The sequence below is a fragment of the Avibacterium sp. 20-126 genome, from assembly GCF_044358625.1.
Taxonomy (GTDB): domain Bacteria; phylum Pseudomonadota; class Gammaproteobacteria; order Enterobacterales; family Pasteurellaceae; genus Avibacterium.
Window position 1 is genome coordinate 1,049,470 of record NZ_CP091457.1, and the last position, 16,042, is coordinate 1,065,511.

At 39.6% G+C, this 16,042-nt stretch carries 18 protein-coding genes; 12 read left to right on the forward strand and 6 right to left on the reverse strand.

Going from position 1 to position 16,042, the window contains the following annotated elements:
* Positions 1–57: 57 nt before the first annotated feature.
* Complete coding sequence (locus L4F91_RS04850; RefSeq protein WP_250350296.1) at positions 58–1,260, reverse strand: acetate kinase; 1,203 nt, start codon at positions 1,258–1,260, stop codon at positions 58–60.
* 257 nt (positions 1,261–1,517) lie between these two features.
* On the opposite strand from L4F91_RS04850, the gene yfbV reads away from it, so the two are divergent.
* From yfbV to smrB, 5 genes are all read left to right on the forward strand, one after another.
* Positions 1,518–1,958 (forward strand): terminus macrodomain insulation protein YfbV, encoded by a 441-nt coding sequence (gene yfbV, locus L4F91_RS04855; protein WP_395897651.1) that lies wholly within the window; start codon positions 1,518–1,520, stop codon positions 1,956–1,958.
* Positions 1,959–2,122: 164 nt separating this feature from the next.
* Complete coding sequence (locus tag L4F91_RS04860; protein WP_250350294.1) at positions 2,123–2,623, forward strand: CvpA family protein; 501 nt, start codon at positions 2,123–2,125, stop codon at positions 2,621–2,623.
* A 12-nt stretch (positions 2,624–2,635) separates the two neighbouring features.
* Positions 2,636–4,147 carry an amidophosphoribosyltransferase gene (gene purF, locus L4F91_RS04865; RefSeq protein WP_250350293.1) on the forward strand — a complete coding sequence of 504 codons (1,512 nt, stop codon included), beginning with the start codon at positions 2,636–2,638 and terminating at the stop codon, positions 4,145–4,147.
* A complete protein-coding gene (locus L4F91_RS04870) occupies positions 4,147–4,719 on the forward strand; it encodes a UbiX family flavin prenyltransferase (RefSeq protein WP_395897654.1) in 573 nt (190 codons plus the stop codon). Before purF ends, L4F91_RS04870 begins: the two co-directional genes overlap by 1 nt.
* A 280-nt stretch (positions 4,720–4,999) precedes the next feature.
* Positions 5,000–5,503: an endonuclease SmrB gene (gene smrB, locus L4F91_RS04875; protein WP_250351694.1), complete on the forward strand. Its 504-nt coding sequence runs from the start codon at positions 5,000–5,002 to the stop codon at positions 5,501–5,503.
* 19 nt (positions 5,504–5,522) lie between these two features.
* Here smrB and L4F91_RS04880 read toward each other — a convergent pair whose 3' ends face one another.
* Complete coding sequence (locus L4F91_RS04880; RefSeq protein WP_395897656.1) at positions 5,523–6,365, reverse strand: patatin family protein; 843 nt, start codon at positions 6,363–6,365, stop codon at positions 5,523–5,525.
* A 111-nt stretch (positions 6,366–6,476) separates the two neighbouring features.
* On the opposite strand from L4F91_RS04880, the gene L4F91_RS04885 reads away from it, so the two are divergent.
* From L4F91_RS04885 to folC, 4 genes are all read left to right on the forward strand, one after another.
* The gene (locus tag L4F91_RS04885) at positions 6,477–7,241 is read left to right on the forward strand and encodes a glycosyltransferase family A protein (RefSeq protein WP_395897657.1); all 765 of its coding nucleotides are present in this window, start codon (positions 6,477–6,479) and stop codon (positions 7,239–7,241) included.
* A gap of 1 nt (position 7,242) precedes the next feature.
* Positions 7,243–8,034 carry a tRNA pseudouridine(38-40) synthase TruA gene (truA, locus tag L4F91_RS04890; protein ID WP_250350289.1) on the forward strand — a complete coding sequence of 264 codons (792 nt, stop codon included), beginning with the start codon at positions 7,243–7,245 and terminating at the stop codon, positions 8,032–8,034.
* Positions 8,035–8,107: 73 nt separating this feature from the next.
* Entirely contained in the window at positions 8,108–9,007 is a 900-nt protein-coding gene (gene accD, locus L4F91_RS04895) for an acetyl-CoA carboxylase, carboxyltransferase subunit beta (protein ID WP_250364514.1), read from the forward strand.
* Entirely contained in the window at positions 9,000–10,358 is a 1,359-nt protein-coding gene (folC, locus tag L4F91_RS04900) for a bifunctional tetrahydrofolate synthase/dihydrofolate synthase (protein WP_250364515.1), read from the forward strand. Before accD ends, folC begins: the two co-directional genes overlap by 8 nt.
* Positions 10,359–10,413: 55 nt before the next feature.
* Here folC and L4F91_RS04905 read toward each other — a convergent pair whose 3' ends face one another.
* Entirely contained in the window at positions 10,414–11,418 is a 1,005-nt protein-coding gene (locus L4F91_RS04905; protein ID WP_395897660.1) for an ornithine carbamoyltransferase, read from the reverse strand.
* Between the two features lie 76 nt (positions 11,419–11,494).
* On the opposite strand from L4F91_RS04905, the gene L4F91_RS04910 reads away from it, so the two are divergent.
* Both L4F91_RS04910 and cspD read left to right on the forward strand, forming a co-directional pair.
* Positions 11,495–11,662, forward strand: coding sequence for a YoaH family protein (locus L4F91_RS04910; protein ID WP_250362976.1), 168 nt, complete (start codon positions 11,495–11,497; stop codon positions 11,660–11,662).
* A 240-nt stretch (positions 11,663–11,902) separates the two neighbouring features.
* Positions 11,903–12,112 carry a cold shock domain-containing protein CspD gene (cspD, locus tag L4F91_RS04915; RefSeq protein WP_103852945.1) on the forward strand — a complete coding sequence of 70 codons (210 nt, stop codon included), beginning with the start codon at positions 11,903–11,905 and terminating at the stop codon, positions 12,110–12,112.
* A 67-nt stretch (positions 12,113–12,179) separates the two neighbouring features.
* Here the strand turns inward: cspD and yccS are convergent, their stop codons facing one another.
* The 3 genes from yccS to L4F91_RS04930 form a co-directional block, all read right to left on the reverse strand.
* The gene (yccS, locus tag L4F91_RS04920; protein WP_395897822.1) at positions 12,180–14,333 is read right to left on the reverse strand and encodes a YccS family putative transporter; all 2,154 of its coding nucleotides are present in this window, start codon (positions 14,331–14,333) and stop codon (positions 12,180–12,182) included.
* A gap of 37 nt (positions 14,334–14,370) precedes the next feature.
* On the reverse strand, positions 14,371–14,829 hold the full coding sequence (mgsA, locus tag L4F91_RS04925) for a methylglyoxal synthase (RefSeq protein WP_250350284.1): 459 nt from the start codon (positions 14,827–14,829) through the stop codon (positions 14,371–14,373).
* 61 nt (positions 14,830–14,890) lie between these two features.
* Positions 14,891–15,550, reverse strand: a complete 660-nt coding sequence (locus L4F91_RS04930; protein WP_265778046.1) for a DUF2057 domain-containing protein — start codon at positions 15,548–15,550, stop codon at positions 14,891–14,893.
* 173 nt (positions 15,551–15,723) lie between these two features.
* Between L4F91_RS04930 and L4F91_RS04935 the strand changes: the two genes are divergently transcribed.
* Positions 15,724–15,999, forward strand: a complete 276-nt coding sequence (locus L4F91_RS04935) for an acylphosphatase (RefSeq protein ID WP_250350282.1) — start codon at positions 15,724–15,726, stop codon at positions 15,997–15,999.
* The last annotated feature ends 43 nt before the right edge of the window (positions 16,000–16,042 follow it).

Below are 16,042 nucleotides of genomic sequence, written 5' to 3' on the forward strand. Positions count from 1 at the left end.
TTTAGGTTAAATAATGAAAAAGAAACTGCCGAATGATTCGGCAGTCTGTTTATAACGTTAGATACAAAGTTTTGCAGTATCTTGTGCAATAACAAGTTCTTCGTTTGTTGGAATTACCATTGCAACAGGCGTGTTGTCTGCGGTGATCACACCTTCGTTACCAAAACGAGCAGCAAGGTTTTTAGCGTTATCTAGTTTATAACCGAAGAGTGTTAAATGCGCTAAGGTTTTTTCACGAACAAGTCCTGAGTTTTCACCAATACCACCAGTAAACACGATAGCATCTAAACGCTCACCGATCACAGCCATATATGAACCGATATATTTTGCTAAACGGTAACAGAATACATCTAATGCACGTTTTGCTGCGGCTTCTGCATCATAGTTGTCTTCGGCATAACGACAGTCGCTAGTTACTTCTGTTAAACCTAATAAGCCTGATTTTTTGGTTAATAGAGTGTTGATTTCTTCAACACTCATACCTAGATTGTCGTGTAGGTAGAAAATGATTGCGGGATCTAAATCACCAGAACGCGTCCCCATCACTAAGCCTTCTAATGGGGTTAAGCCCATTGACGTATCAATACATTTACCGTGACGAACGGCAGCCACAGAGGCACCGTTACCTAAGTGACAAGTGATCACATTAACTTGATCCGCTGGCACATTTAAACGCTCAGCGGCTTGTTGACTTACATAGTAATGACTTGTACCGTGCGCACCATAGCGACGAACACCGTGCTCTTTATATAAAGAATAAGGAATTGCATAAAGATAAGCTTCTTCAGGCATTGTAGTATGGAATGCTGTATCAAACACCGCCACGTTTTTATCTTTTAAGTGCGGGAACATTTTGAACGCTTCTTCAATACCAATTAAGTGAGCTGGGTTGTGTAATGGTGCAAATTGGATCGCGTCTTTAATACCTTGAATCACTTCATCATTGATGACAACAGAAGAAGTGAATTTTTCACCACCGTGAACAATACGATGACCAATTGCTACAATTTCATCTTTTAATGATGGATCGAGTGGGAAAATATTGTTCACAATAAATGCAAGCGCTTCACTGTGTGCCGCACCAGCACCTAATTCGGCATTGCCTTTTTCACCGTGTAATTTCCACTTAATACGTGCATCGGGTAAATGGAATGCTTCTGCTAAACCAGATAATTTTTCTTCACCCGTTACCGGATCTAAAATTGAAAATTTAAGTGATGAACTACCGCAGTTAAGTACGAGAACTAATTTTTGAGACATAAGTAACCTATCTTTAATTAAGTTAAAAGGAATCCGTCTAAAATAGCCTAAACGGAGCGACATATAAAAGTCGTTAGATCTTGCATAGGATACACTGTTCACTCAATAAAATAAATTCTCAAGGCAGAAAAAATACGATATTTATCAAAAAAATGATTAAAAATTAAAATTTTTTTATAAAAAATAAACCCAAGAGAAAGGAAAAGAATGGGCTATAATGCCCAAATTGATTACCGTTCAGCATAACAAGGAAAACAATGAAATTTTTCACCGCACTTCAACAAGGACAACAATATCTCGACACTTGGCCGTTAATGCCTAAATTGGGAATGATTTTCCCCGAAAATCGCGTAATTAAAGCCACTCAGTTTTCACAAAAGTTGATGCCATTTTTGGCTGTGTTTGCATTGGTATGGCAACAAATATACGCCAAAGGGGATATGGTGGCACTGGCGGCAACAATATTAACGGCACTTTTTTCTTTGTGTTTACCTTTGCAAGGGCTTTATTGGCTCGGCAAGCGTGCGAAAACACCATTGCCTCAACAAAGTGCGGTGCAATTTTTGCAAATTTGTCAGCAGTTAGAAAAAGTCGGAAGTGGTGTCAAGATGCCAGAGAAACCGACTTATCAAGATCTCGCATTCGTACTAAAAAAGGCAGTACAAAAATTGCCCGCAGACGTTTGGCAATCCTTATAATGCTCTTAATATGTGCTTTGTTGATCCCGCTAAAAGCGAGTGATATAGTACGGCACTTTTTAACCTTTAGGATAAAAAACTGCAAATAATGCTACGCAAACGTTTTCGTTTTTTGCTAGAATAGCGCGGTCATAAATATCCTATCTATTGTAGAGATTATTTTCGTGAACAATTATTTAGATTTTATTATTATCGGAATTATTGCTTTTTCTATTATTGTCAGCCTTTTGCGTGGTTTCGTGCGTGAGGTGATGTCTCTTGCAAGCTGGGTCGTCGCTTTTTTGGTCGCAAATCATTTTTATCCTTATGTTGCCAACTTTTTAACTCAAATTGAATCAGGCTATATTCGTAATGGTGTAGCCATTGCCATCTTATTTATTGCCACTTTAATCATTGGGGCAATTGTGAATTATTTAATTAGCCAACTGGTAGATAAAACTGGGTTATCTGGCACAGATCGTGTATTAGGTGGCTGTTTTGGCTTATTACGTGGGGTATTGATTGTTGCGGCACTCTTATTCTTTGTCGATACCTTTACTAACTTTAGTCAAAGTGATGTGTGGAAAGAATCAAAATTAATCCCGCACTTTGGCTTTATTGTGGAATGGTTCTTTCAAAAAATTCAGGAAAATTCCAGTTTATTAAACTCAACATTAACTCAATAGGGGATAACACGAATGTGTGGTATTGTCGGTATAGTGGGGACAAGCCCTGTCAATGAAGCAATTTATAATGCCTTAACGGTTCTTCAACACCGAGGGCAAGATGCGGCAGGAATTGTCACTATTGATGATGAAAATCGCTTCCGTTTACGTAAGGCAAATGGGCTGGTAAGTGATGTTTTCCAGCAAGTACATATGCTACGTTTGCAAGGCAATGCTGGCATTGGGCACGTTCGTTATCCGACTGCGGGCAGTTCCAGTGTTTCTGAGGCGCAGCCTTTTTATGTAAACTCACCTTATGGCTTAAGCCTTGTTCATAACGGTAATTTAACGAACTCTGAACAACTGAAAAAGACCTTATACGAACGCGCTCGCCGCCACGTGAATACGAATTCAGATTCAGAAATTTTGCTTAATATCCTAGCCTATCATCTTGATCATATTTATACCCAACACCTTTCGCCCGAAGATATTTTTCACGCGATTAAAGCAACACATAATGATATTCGTGGTGCTTATGCTTGTGTGGCAATGATTATCGGACACGGAATGGTTGCGTTTCGTGATCCGAATGGGATTCGTCCTTTAGTGCTAGGAAAACGTGAAGAAAATGGCAAAACAGAATACATTTTTGCCTCAGAAAGTACCGCACTTGATGTGGTTGGTTTTGAATTTGTACGTGATATTCAGCCGGGAGAAGCGGTTTATATCACCTTTGACGGCAAATTTTATGCACAGCAATGTGCGGATAATCCAAAATTGACGCCGTGTATTTTTGAATACGTCTATTTTGCCCGTCCAGATTCCAATATTGATGGGGTTTCAGTCTATGCTGCGCGTGTGCATATGGGTAAATATCTGGGCGAAAAAATTGCTCGTGAATGGAAAACGTTAGACATTGACGTGGTGATCCCTGTACCAGAAACGTCAAATGATATTGCCTTACAAATTGCCCATATTTTGAATAAGCCTTATCGTCAGGGCTTTGTAAAAAATCGCTATGTGGGACGCACTTTTATTATGCCCGGGCAAACTCAGCGAGTGAGTGCAGTACGGCGTAAACTTAATACCATTTCTTCTGAATTCAAAGGCAAGAACGTGCTATTAGTAGATGATTCGATTGTACGTGGTACAACATCAGAGCAAATTGTTGATATGGCGCGTGCTGCAGGAGCGAAAAAAATCTACTTCGCCTCAGCCGCACCAGAAATTCGTTATCCTAATGTGTACGGCATTGATATGCCAACGAAACACGAACTCATTGCTTATCAACGAGAAGTGGACGAAATTGCGGCACTGATTGGCGTGGATAAATTGATTTTCCAAGATCTTGATGCACTAACCCAATCTGTTCAACAAGAAAATCCAGCAATTAAAGATTTTGATTGTTCTGTGTTCACAGGGCATTATGTAACAGGCGACATTACACCAGAATATCTTGATCATATTGCCGATTTACGTAATGATAGTGCCAAGAAAAAGCGTGAGAAAGACGCCACTAATCTTGAAATGCACAACGAGAGCTAATGACCAAACAACGTTTAATTATTGCCATAACGGGTGCTTCAGGAGCGATTTATGCCATACGTCTATTGAGCGTGTTGCAAAACGTTCCTGAGCTTGAAACCCATCTAATTATCAGCAACGCCGCCAAGCAAACTTTGAGTGCCGAAACGGATTATAGCATTCAACAAGTACGTGCTTTGGCGGATAAAACTTATGATATTCGCGATATTGGCGCCGCCATTTCTTCGGGATCTTACCGCACATTGGGAATGATTATTCTGCCTTGTTCAATTAAAACCTTGTCAGGTATTGCACATAGTTACACCGATGATCTTATCACCCGTGCGGCAGATGTTTGCTTAAAAGAACGCAAGCCATTGTTTCTTTGCGTGCGAGAAACGCCGTTACATTTAGGCCATTTACGCTTAATGACCCAAGCAGCAGAAATTGGGGCAACCATAATGCCTTTAATGCCAGCCTTTTATCATCGCCCTGAAAGTATTGATGATATTATCAATCAGAGTATCAATCGTCTTTGCGATCAATTTGGTATTACGCTTGAGCAAGATTTATTTCAGCGTTGGGGAGAATAAGCGTAATAGGGCGATTTTCTCTCTTGAGCATCCCATTGAAAATCCTTTAGCCCTATTGAATAATATAGGGCTTTTTACTATGGTTATTTCTGCTTAAAGCAAAGGCTTGCGTTAAAAAACTAAGAACAAGGTTTTAATGAATATGTGGCAATAAAAGTGTTTGTGATATTTTAACGCAATATCAGGGCTGCATATATCGTATAGCAAATATGATTTTGTATAATGTGAAATTCGGCTGCCGATAACATAGGGTAATACTAAGAAGTTTATAGCAATGAATATGATAAATGATGAAGAAAAAGCATTATTTCGTGATGCAATACGTGGGGTCAAACCATTAACACAAAATGAAATCGTGCCAATGTATAGACAAACAAAACAGAAACAGGCACAGCGGGAACAACGCGAAACAGAAGATACATTATTCTTTTTCTCTGATGATTATGAGCCTTTATTAAATGAAGAGGGTGCAGTGAAGTATTTGCGAGAAGGGGAAGACACTTATCTGCTGAAACAATTACGTCGTGGTGATTTTTCACCTGAATTATTTTTAGATTTGCACGGTTTAACGCGAGAAAAAGCAAAATTGGAACTCGCGGCGTTAATTCAAGCCTGTGAAAAAGAGCATATCTATTGTGCAAGCATTATGACAGGCTATGGCACTTATACGTTGAAACGCCAAATCCCTCGTTGGCTTGTGCAGCATCCGCGAGTTCGCGCGTTACACCAAGCGCCGAAAGAATGGGGTGGGGAAGCCGCAATTTTAATTTTGCTTGATGTATAGTGTTCTTCTCGCAAGCACGCTATGCGTTAAGATAGCCTCTAAGATTATCCATTTGTTTTTCAGCTTCATTCAGCCCTAATTCATACATCGCTTGAATTTTTTGTGGATCTTTTTCGATACGCTTAATTTTCAGATCTTGTGATGGGCGAATGACGAAAATTTTTCCCGCTTTCTCTAACTTAATAATATTTTCAATTTGTTGATTATACGCTTCAGCACGTTGGATAAGTTTTTCAGCCAAGCGGGGATAGTGACGGTAGAACCCATTAATCAGCCATTTTGCCGAAGGTTTTTTGCGATAATCTAAAGTGCGGGTCAAAATGACGATGATTTTGTCGTAGCCCAACCTTTGGCAAAAATCTAAAGGAATGCTATCAGCAATGCCCCCATCTAAATATTTTTTGCCATTTATTTCAACATATTGTGAAACAAAGGGCATTGCAGAAGTGGCGCGTAAGGTTTCCATTTGAGCAAAAGGATCGGTGATTTTTACATATTCTGCTTGCCCTGTTTCAATATTGGTTAGCGTGGCATAGAAATCAGTATTCGCTTGCTTGAAGGTGTCATTATCAAAGGGATCAAGCGTAAACGGCAGTTGATAAAAGGCAAAATCCTTGTTCACAATATTGCCTGTGGTCACTAAGCTAGTTAAGCCGAGATAGCGTTTGTCATTTAAATATTTTAGGTTATAGCGAATGACACGCCCTGCTTGCTTAGAAGGATAATTCACGCCAAATAATGCGCCTGCTGATACGCTCACTATGCCGTCAACATGTACATTTTCGTTAAGAAACACATCAAGCACGCCAGCAGTGAACATTCCACGCATTGCACCGCCTTCTAACACTAATCCCACTTTCATTCTTACTCCAATTGTTCAAAATTTTTTGATCATAGCATTTTATGATTATTGGATAAAAATATTTTTTTATTTACTTTATAATGGACGAAATTGCATTTTTTAGGAGATTTAATGAATTTTCCATTAATTACAGTAATCACACCAACTACGGGCAATATTCATCTGAACCAGGCAATTCAATCCGTGGCACAGCAGAGTTATCCTTATATTCAACATTTAATTATGGTTGATGGACAGGCACCTAAAGCAATGGAGATTTTATCTCATTATCGCCATTATGCTCATCTTGATATAGTGCAGTTGCCCTATAATATTGGTACTAGAACCTTAGATATCGGGGGGCATACACTTTTAGGGCATCCTTCTTACGGTATGGGCTTGTTCTTAGCGAAGGGAGATTGGATATGCTTTCTTGATGAGGATAATTGGTTCTCTCCCGAACATATAGCATATTTTGCTTCCATCCTGCAACAGGAAAAGAATGCTAATTTTTGGGCTTATGCATTACGTAATATCGTTGCCCAAACTGGGGATTTTATTTGTCAGGATAATTGTGAATCTTTAGGGGGTTGGCTTAGTGTGGGAGGGTATCATTTAATTGATACAAATTGTTACTTCTTACCGCGTCATTTGGCTTTGCAATTTGGAGAGATATTTTATCACCCTTTTATGGACAGGCTATTATCTCAAAGTTTACTTCAACAATCATATAAAATATGTTGTACTGGAGAATATACTGTAAATTATCGATTAGGAAATCGAATAGATTCGGTAAAAGCAAAATTCTTTCTACAGGGGAATGATATAATGGCAAACAATTATCCTTCCCCTTTCCCTTGGCAAAGTACAAAACATAAATTAAAAGGATTAATATAGAATGAAAATTGCCCTAGGTATTGAATATAACGGCAAGAATTATTTTGGCTGGCAACGGCAAGAGCGTGTAACGAGCGTGCAAGAGCAGTTGGAAAAAGCCATTTCTTTTGTGGCGAATGAAGAATGTCAAATTTTCTGTGCGGGAAGGACGGATTCAGGTGTTCACGCAACGGGGCAGGTGGTGCATTTTGAAACCAATGCCATTCGTGCAGAAAGTGCGTGGAGCTTTGGGGTGAATGCCAATTTGCCTGATGATATTGCGGTCTCTTGGGCAAAACAGGTCGATGATGATTTCCACGCACGTTTTAGTGCCACTGCACGTCGTTATCGCTATGTGATTTATAACAATAAACTGCGTTCCGCAATTTTACCAGAAGGCGTAACGCATTATCATCAACCTTTGGATCACCGATTAATGCACCAAGCTGGGCAAGCATTATTAGGTGAAAATGATTTTTCTTCTTTCCGTGCCGCACAATGCCAATCGCATACGCCGTGGCGAAATGTGCATCATTTAAATGTGGTCAGACAAGGAAAATACATTATTGTGGATATTCAGGCGAATGCCTTTGTGCATCATATGGTACGAAATATCGTAGGAAGTCTAATGGAAGTCGGGGCAGGGCGTCAGCCTGTGGAATGGATAGGTTGGTTGCTGGCGCAGAAAGATCGCAAACTGGCAGCGCCCACCGCAAAACCTGAAGGGCTTTATTTAGTGCAAGTTCATTATCCCGAATCATTTGCTATTCCTCAAAATGCGCTTGGACCACTTTATTTGTCGGATCAGTTATAATGTTTAAAAGCTAGAATATTATAATAAATTATGGTCTAATAAGCGGAATTTTTTGTTAATAGAAAGGGTTAAAATGAGCTGGATTGATCGAATTTTTAGTAAGAATACGGCATCAAATACGCGTAAGGCGAATGTGCCAGAAGGCGTTTGGACAAAATGTACTTCTTGCGAACAAGTATTATATCGCGATGAATTAACGCGTAATTTAGAAGTTTGTCCAAAATGTGGACACCATATGCGTATTGATGCGCGTACCCGTTTATTGGCATTGTTAGATAAAGAAAGTGCGGTGGAAATTGCAGCCGATCTTGAACCAAAAGATATTTTAAAATTCAAAGACTTAAAAAAATATAAAGATCGCTTAACCGCAGCACAAAAAGAAACAGGTGAAAAAGATGCGCTCATTGCTATGGCAGGGACATTATATGGGATGCCTGTGGTTACTGCCGCGTCTAACTTTAGCTTTATGGGCGGCTCAATGGGGGCTGTGGTTGGGGCAAAATTTGTACAAGCAGCGGAAAAAGCCATTGAGGATAATTGTCCTTTTGTGTGTTTTTCTGCCAGTGGTGGTGCGCGTATGCAAGAAGCCTTGATTTCCCTTATGCAAATGGCCAAAACCAGTGCCGTATTAGCAAGAATGCGTGAAAAGGGCGTGCCGTTTATTTCTGTACTAACAGATCCAACGCTAGGCGGTGTCTCAGCAAGTTTTGCAATGCTTGGCGATATTAATATTGCTGAACCAAAAGCCTTAATTGGCTTTGCAGGTCCGCGTGTGATTGAGCAGACTGTGCGTGAAAAACTGCCAGAAGGTTTTCAACGCAGTGAGTTTTTATTAGAAAAAGGGGCGATTGATATGATCGTAAAACGCGGCGATATGCGTGAAACCCTTGCGAGTTTGTTGGGGAAACTTTCTAATAAGCCTTCTCCTTTTGTGCAAGCTGAATTAGTAGAAAACCTTCCTGAGAATGAATAATTTTAAGTTATCTTTAACAGCCACTTCGCCTTTGTCTCAGTGGCTTTCTTATTTAGAACAAAGCCATTTTAAAGCCATTGATTTAGGTCTTGAGCGCATTAAATCCGTTGCACAACAACTTGATTTGCTTAATCCCGCCCCTTTTGTGATCACCGTTGGTGGGACAAATGGCAAAGGCACAACTTGTCGCCTGTTAGAGCAGATTTTGCTGAACGCAGGTTATCGCGTCGGCGTGTATTCTTCACCGCATTTAATTCGCTACAACGAGCGTGTTCGCATTCAAAATCAGGAATTACCCGATGAGCAACATAGTGCCTCTTTTGCTTTTATTGAGCAGAATAAAACGCAATCTTTAACTTATTTTGAATACAGCACCTTATCGGCGTTATATTTATTTAAACAAGCTAAGCTAGATGTCGCTATTTTAGAGGTTGGGCTAGGCGGTCGATTAGATGCGACCAATATTGTAGATAGCGATATTGCGGTGATTACGAGTATTGATATTGATCACACTGATTTTCTTGGCAACACCCGTGAGCAAATTGCGTTTGAAAAAGCAGGGATTTTTCGTGCTAATAAACCTGCCATTATTGGTGAGCCTAATGTGCCAAACACAATGTTGGAACAAGCACAAAAGCAACATTGCCAGTTAAGCCGTCGTGGGGTAGATTGGACGTTTAGCCAAACTGCGCAAAGCTGGCAATGGCAACGTGAACACTATCATAATCAAGAAAGTGAAAACAAAAAAGTGCGGTTGGAAAATCTGCCTTTTCCGCACATTCCTCTTGCTAATGCCGCCACGGCTTTAGCGGTGTTACCTTATTTGCCGTTTCACATTGCAGAACAGCATATTCGTGAAGCGTTACAAAATGTACAACTTGCGGGACGTTTTCAGTCTTTAGAGAGTAAGCAACGACAAGGCTTGGCTAAGCTGTTACATTGTAACGAAAAAACATTGCCACAGGTAATCGTTGATGTCGGGCATAATCCGCACGCAGCAAAATATTTAGCGGAAAAACTCACTGCACTTAAAAAACCGACACAACGTATTCTCGCCGTTTGTGGTATTTTGAAAGACAAAGATGCACAAGGTGTCTTTTCCCCCTTGCTTGATATTATAGATGAATGGCATTGCGTGAGTTTATCCGTTGCACGAGGACAGCGCAGCGATGAGTTACTGGCACAATTGAACCAGCTTGCTTTATCGCAAGGAAAAAAAATCAATGCGTCTGCAGAAATATCAATGACACAGGCATTACAAAGTGCGGTGCAAAATTCGCAAGAAAATGATGTGCTGCTCGTGTTTGGCTCATTTTATACCGTAGGGCAGTTATTAGCATTACTCGCATAAAAAAATGCCCGATGGAGGGCATTTTTTATGGTAAGCGATAAAGGTTGGTAAGCTGTTATGCTAACGATGCGACCATTACCGCTTTAATGGTGTGCATACGGTTTTCTGCTTGATCAAAGGCGATGTTCATTGGTGATTCAAACACCTCTTCCGTTACTTCAATACCGTTTGCTAAGTGCGGGTATTTTTCGGCGATTTTTTTACCTACTTCGGTTTCGCAATTATGAAAAGCTGGCAGGCAGTGCATAAATTTCACTTTAGGGTTACCACTGCGTTGCATTAGGAGTGGGGTAACTTGATAAGGCAAGAGTAACTCAATGCGTTCACCCCAGCTTTCAAGCGGTTCACCCATTGATACCCAGACATCAGTATGAACGAAATCAACGCCTTTAATGGCAAGATCAATCTCTTCTGTAATGGTGATTTTTGCCCCTGTTTGCTGTGCGAATTCTTGGCACATTGCCACGAATTCTGCTTCTGGCTGCAAGGCTTTTGGGGCGCAAATGCGCACGTCCATTCCTAATTTTGCCCCGATTAATAATAAGGAATTGCCCATATTGTTACGTGCATCACCGATATACACATAGCGAATTTCAGACAATGGCTTATCACAATGTTCCATCATTGTAAGTACGTCCGCCAGCATTTGGGTTGGGTGAAATTCATCGGTTAGCCCATTAAACACAGGCACGCCAGCATATTCTGCCAGTTCATTCACAACGGCTTGTTTAAAACCACGGTATTCAATGGCATCATACATTCGCCCCAATACACGCGCGGTGTCTTTCATACTTTCCTTATGTCCAATTTGCGAAGAATTGGGATCAATATAGGTTACATTTGCACCTTGATCATAAGCCGCCACTTCAAAGGCACAGCGTGTGCGGGTAGAGGTTTTTTCAAAAATTAAGGCAATGTTTTTGCCTTTTAATTTAGGCTGCTCTGTGCCTGTATATTTCGCCTGTTTTAAGTCTTTGGCAAGTTGCAGTAAAAATTGAATTTCTTGTGGGGTGTGGTGTACAAGGCTCAGTAAATGACGGTTTTTTAAGTTAAAGGGCATAATTTTTCCTCTTATGTTGTGTTTGCGAATTTTGTTGGTATATTACTGATTTCTTTTAAGCGAATAAAGGTAAATTATGTTAGATCACGCATTATTAAGTTTAACGCACGAACAACAGCAAGAAGCGGTAGAAAAAATTCAGGCATTAATGGAACAAGGCATAAGTAGTGGTGAGGCAATTACGATTGTCGCCAAAGCACTACGCGAACAGCACCAACAAAACGCAGAAAACCATTCCTGTTAAGGAATAATTTCATACCTAAATAAAAATTTTTGGAGTAATTTTTTATTTGCTGAACTGTGTAAGCAACACATATATAAAGAAATTTTGTGATCTCTGTTTGATTTTAGAAGATTGGTTCTTGCGAAAAAGAGAAATTTATTTGAATATTTACTCGAAAAATTAGGGAATAAGGCGAGTGCTTTATTGGTTTTCAAAATTCTATCAGAGATAGAAAATCCATTTAGAGGTGAAATGTTTATTATGGAAGTTGGTGTTGTTAAATGGTTCAATAACGCAAAAGGGTTTGGATTTATTTCAGCAGAAGGGAATGATGCAGATATTTTTGCGCATTATTCTGTGATTGAAATGGAGGGTTATCGTTCTTTAAAAGCGGGGCAAAAAGTCAATTTTGAAGCGGTACACGGTGATAAAGGCTCGCACGCAACCAAAATCGTCCCAGTTGTAGAATAGATAAAGTAAGTTCATATCCTTTAAGAAAAAGGTAAAGTTTAGCACTTTGCCTTTTTTCTTTTCTATTTTAATGTGCTTTTGCGTATTTTCTATTATGAAAAATCACATAAATATGCGGCAAGATTTGGCTTATCATATTGAGTTGTTGAATTGGAATGCCCACTTCAGATTGGCTCAGTTTTTCTCCTTGTTGCTCATTTAGTTGCTGTAAGGATTGGCGAATATTTTCTTGTAACTTGTCAAACACAGGCTGAGATAAGGATTCAATATGCTCTAATGCGTAGATCAGTTTTTTCGCAATAGGATAATATTCTGCCATAAAATCAATATTTTGCTGAATTTGCTTAATATGTTTGCGGTAAGCACCAAGGGCAGAAATGTAGCTTAATAAGGAATAATTGAGTTTTAACATTTCAAACCCTTCTTGTAAGTGATCCTTGTATTTTTCTGGATCACTGTTCATATTAGACATCGTTGCACTAAGCGCGGTGGCATATTCGTGCGCTTTTCGGCGTGCAATGCGATATTGCAAGTTATCACATTTACCAAATTGAAGTTGGCTGATGATATACAACAAATATTTGCCATCACTTTGAATGGCTTTGTGAATCACTTGGCTAAGTTGTAGATACTTCCAATCAGGCCATAAATAGGAAACCGCAATCCAAGCAATAAAAGCGCCTGCTAAGGTATCAATTAAGCGGGAATAAAGGGCAGAGTGAATATCAAAGCCAATAATATTAAAGCTAATAAGTACCTGTAAGGTAATGAAAAACGTGGAAAAGCTGTAATTATTACTGCGGAAAAAGAAAAATAACGTACTGGTTGCTACCACTAAGCCCATCTGTAAGGCTAAGGTTGGGTGGGCATAAGGTAATAATGACCCAATAATTACCCCGAGAATAGTCCCAATAATGCGTTGTTTTAAACGTAATTTCGTGGCGGCATAATTCGGTTGGCAAACAAAGACAGCCGTGAGCAAAATCCAGTAACCGCGTGAAAGCTGTAAAAATTCTACGATGGTACAGCATACAAAAACCACAATAGACAATCTGACTGCGTGGCGGAAAAGCTGTGAATCAAAACTTAAATGGCTACGAATGGTGAGCCAAATATTTTTTAGCCCTGTTACATCACTATCATCGTGAATTTTCACCCAGCGGTGATGTGCTTCAGAAGATTCAGGGGCTTGCCCTAAATGGCGTAGCTGCCAGTCCACCCCTTGTAAATTATTAATTAGGGTTTTGATCGCGGTGTTTTGCGTATCATCTTGATGCTGCTGCGCATAATGCTCAAAAGATTGATTTACGCCGGCTATTGCACGTTCTAAACGAGGGTTATAGCGATAATGGCTATTTTGTTGCAGGCTTTGTGCAAAATCACGGCACGCTTGAGCTTGCAACTCTAAAAGGCGTTGAATACGAAAGATTAAATCCGTATTTTTAAGCTGCTGCGCTAAGATTTGATAATTAAAATAGCTAGAATTAGCGCGTTCGTGAATATCTTGTGCCGCAAAATAATAATTGATCATCTGTGTCGTACGCGTGTGGCGATATTGCCCGCGAATACGGTAAAACAGCGCAGTACGGCAAGCATTAAAGGCATTAATCAGTTGGCTATTTTTCATCGCAAGGGTAATTTGCTTGCTTTCGAGTTGATCAATATCATCGGGATCAAAAAACAAGGATTTTGCTTCTAAATATTCAGCTAATGCTAAAAAAGATTTTGCCACCGCATCTTGCACTGGGCGGTTAGGAAAAAAAAGATAAACGATAATCGCGGTAATGCTATATAGCAATGTACCTAATAAAATTAATAAGGAATTGAGATACCACAGGGTTTCAGGTTGATAGGTGAGGGTGGTGTAAAGGGCAACCACCAGCGTACCAAAAGAAATTGTATTGTAACGTTGTCCCACCGCACCGATCATCGTAAAAATAAAGGTGATGACCGTCATCAACAGAGTAAATGCCACCCCATTACCCAGTGTGAGCTGAACGCTCAATGTAGATACCGAAAAGGCAAGTAGGGTATAGAAAATATTTTTCAGCCGCCCAGTTAAACGATTGTCTAAATCTGCTAAACCGCCAGCAATAATGCCTAGCACCAAAGGCATACTTTGCTGTGAAATATCAAATAACCAAACGGAAAAAGCAGCAATGTTTACTGCAATAAAAACAGGAATGGTTGCGATAACTTTGGCATTTAGCCAGTTATTGATTGTCATTTTTATACCTTAAATTGCATTAACGCGAGATTTATTTTAACCGCGCTTTGAGATAATTGGCATAATCTGGCACTTGAATATCAACAGTTTGGTTAAATAATTGACTTTGCACCAAAAAGTCAGCACTGGCGATATTCATTGCAACAGGAATATTCCACACCGTAGCAATACGCATTAAGGCTTTGACATCAGGATCGTGTGGCACGGCATTCATTGGATCCCAAAAGAAAATCAGCACATCAATTTTCTGTTCTGCAATTAATGCACCAAGCTGTTGATCCCCGCCCATAGGACCGCTTAACAATGGTGTGATGGGAAGAGCAGTTTCTGCTTGGATTAAATTGCCCGTTGTTCCTGTGCCATAAAGAATATGAGCAGAAAGTAAAGTGCGGTGCTTTTTACACCAATTTATTAAATCTTGTTTACAGTGATCGTGGGCAACCAAAGCAATATGTTTATTTTCTGTAAGCTGGCGCGTGGTATTTTGCATTTTTCCTCCAGATAGCAAAAAGTGAGCGTAAAGCCCACTTTTTCTCAATAATAATTTACGATTATTTTTGTTTTTTTGCCCAATTTAAGAAACGTGTTTGTGTTTCTTTATCTGCTTGTTGGAACCAATATTGTAATTGCTGTTCCACCACATTTTCACCTTGTACGGTGATTTTACCTTTTTGTGCTTTTGCTGCAGAAGGCAATGCTGCTGGCATTGCTGTTGTGGCAAAAGAAGATACCGAAGCAACCGCACCTGAAGCGTTGTACTCAGAAAGATTGTCAATGAGATTTAAACCCGGTAAGAAACCTTCCTGTTTTAATAGATCTTGTTTAAATGGCACATTTTTTCCTGAAACAGTTTTTACGCTAACAACAGGGTTTTTATTATAAGCTTCCGTTTCACGCTCATCTTCAAGGTGTGGGGCAGAAATCACAACGTCTTCTGCTGTCCCTTGGAAAGTGACGATGATTGGATTGGATTCAAATAATGCCCGATCAGAACCACCCGATCTCACCACTTCACTTACACGCACCACAACTTGATGGGGTTGTGCATCATTAGCTTTAAAAGAATTTGTTGATTTTAAAAGAGATTTACTCGCCTTTTGTCCGTCAATGGCTAAAAAATCAACATTAGATGAACTGGTTACCATACCAGCAAAACTTGCTGTACTAGTGAATAACGCTGCGGTAGCTAATGCAGCAAAACGAAATTTCATATTCGCTCCTTTCATATAAGGGATAATGTTTTATTTTGATTCACTTTAATCATTTAAAGTGGACTTGGCTATGCTATGCTAATTTGGCAAAAATGAAAATAAAAAATTTTATTTTTGCTTGAAATTTGCGCAGTTAAATGACATTGGAATGATTTGGATCATTAGGAAGGAAAATGAACGTAAAAAAATTTGCCGTTTATGGGCGTGTGCAAGGGGTAGGGTTTCGCTATTTTACTTGGAAAGAAGCCACAAAAATCGGGCTAACGGGCTGGGTAAAAAATCGCTCAGATGGAAGTGTATTGGTTATTGCGAAAGGTTCAGAACAACAATTAACCCAACTTTATCAATGGTTACAACGTGGCTCACCCAGTGCGGTGGTTAAACAGGTCATTATGGAAGATTATCTTGGTGATGCAGTTTTCCACGATTTTTCTGTACGTCGTACTTAATGCAGATCAAATAAACAGAATATCGCGTTATTGAATGCCTCAA

Coding starts and splice junctions, on each gene's coding strand:
- L4F91_RS04850 (WP_250350296.1), bottom strand. CDS start 1,260: ATGTCTCAAAAATTAGTTCTCGTACTTAACTGCGGTAGTTCATCACTT.
- yfbV (WP_395897651.1), top strand. CDS start 1,518: ATGAAATTTTTCACCGCACTTCAACAAGGACAACAATATCTCGACACT.
- purF (WP_250350293.1), top strand. CDS start 2,636: ATGTGTGGTATTGTCGGTATAGTGGGGACAAGCCCTGTCAATGAAGCA.
- L4F91_RS04870 (WP_395897654.1), top strand. CDS start 4,147: ATGACCAAACAACGTTTAATTATTGCCATAACGGGTGCTTCAGGAGCG.
- smrB (WP_250351694.1), top strand. CDS start 5,000: ATGATAAATGATGAAGAAAAAGCATTATTTCGTGATGCAATACGTGGG.
- L4F91_RS04880 (WP_395897656.1), bottom strand. CDS start 6,365: ATGAAAGTGGGATTAGTGTTAGAAGGCGGTGCAATGCGTGGAATGTTC.
- L4F91_RS04885 (WP_395897657.1), top strand. CDS start 6,477: ATGAATTTTCCATTAATTACAGTAATCACACCAACTACGGGCAATATT.
- truA (WP_250350289.1), top strand. CDS start 7,243: ATGAAAATTGCCCTAGGTATTGAATATAACGGCAAGAATTATTTTGGC.
- accD (WP_250364514.1), top strand. CDS start 8,108: ATGAGCTGGATTGATCGAATTTTTAGTAAGAATACGGCATCAAATACG.
- folC (WP_250364515.1), top strand. CDS start 9,000: ATGAATAATTTTAAGTTATCTTTAACAGCCACTTCGCCTTTGTCTCAG.
- L4F91_RS04905 (WP_395897660.1), bottom strand. CDS start 11,418: ATGCCCTTTAACTTAAAAAACCGTCATTTACTGAGCCTTGTACACCAC.
- L4F91_RS04910 (WP_250362976.1), top strand. CDS start 11,495: ATGTTAGATCACGCATTATTAAGTTTAACGCACGAACAACAGCAAGAA.
- cspD (WP_103852945.1), top strand. CDS start 11,903: ATGGAAGTTGGTGTTGTTAAATGGTTCAATAACGCAAAAGGGTTTGGA.
- mgsA (WP_250350284.1), bottom strand. CDS start 14,829: ATGCAAAATACCACGCGCCAGCTTACAGAAAATAAACATATTGCTTTG.
- L4F91_RS04930 (WP_265778046.1), bottom strand. CDS start 15,550: ATGAAATTTCGTTTTGCTGCATTAGCTACCGCAGCGTTATTCACTAGT.
- L4F91_RS04935 (WP_250350282.1), top strand. CDS start 15,724: ATGAACGTAAAAAAATTTGCCGTTTATGGGCGTGTGCAAGGGGTAGGG.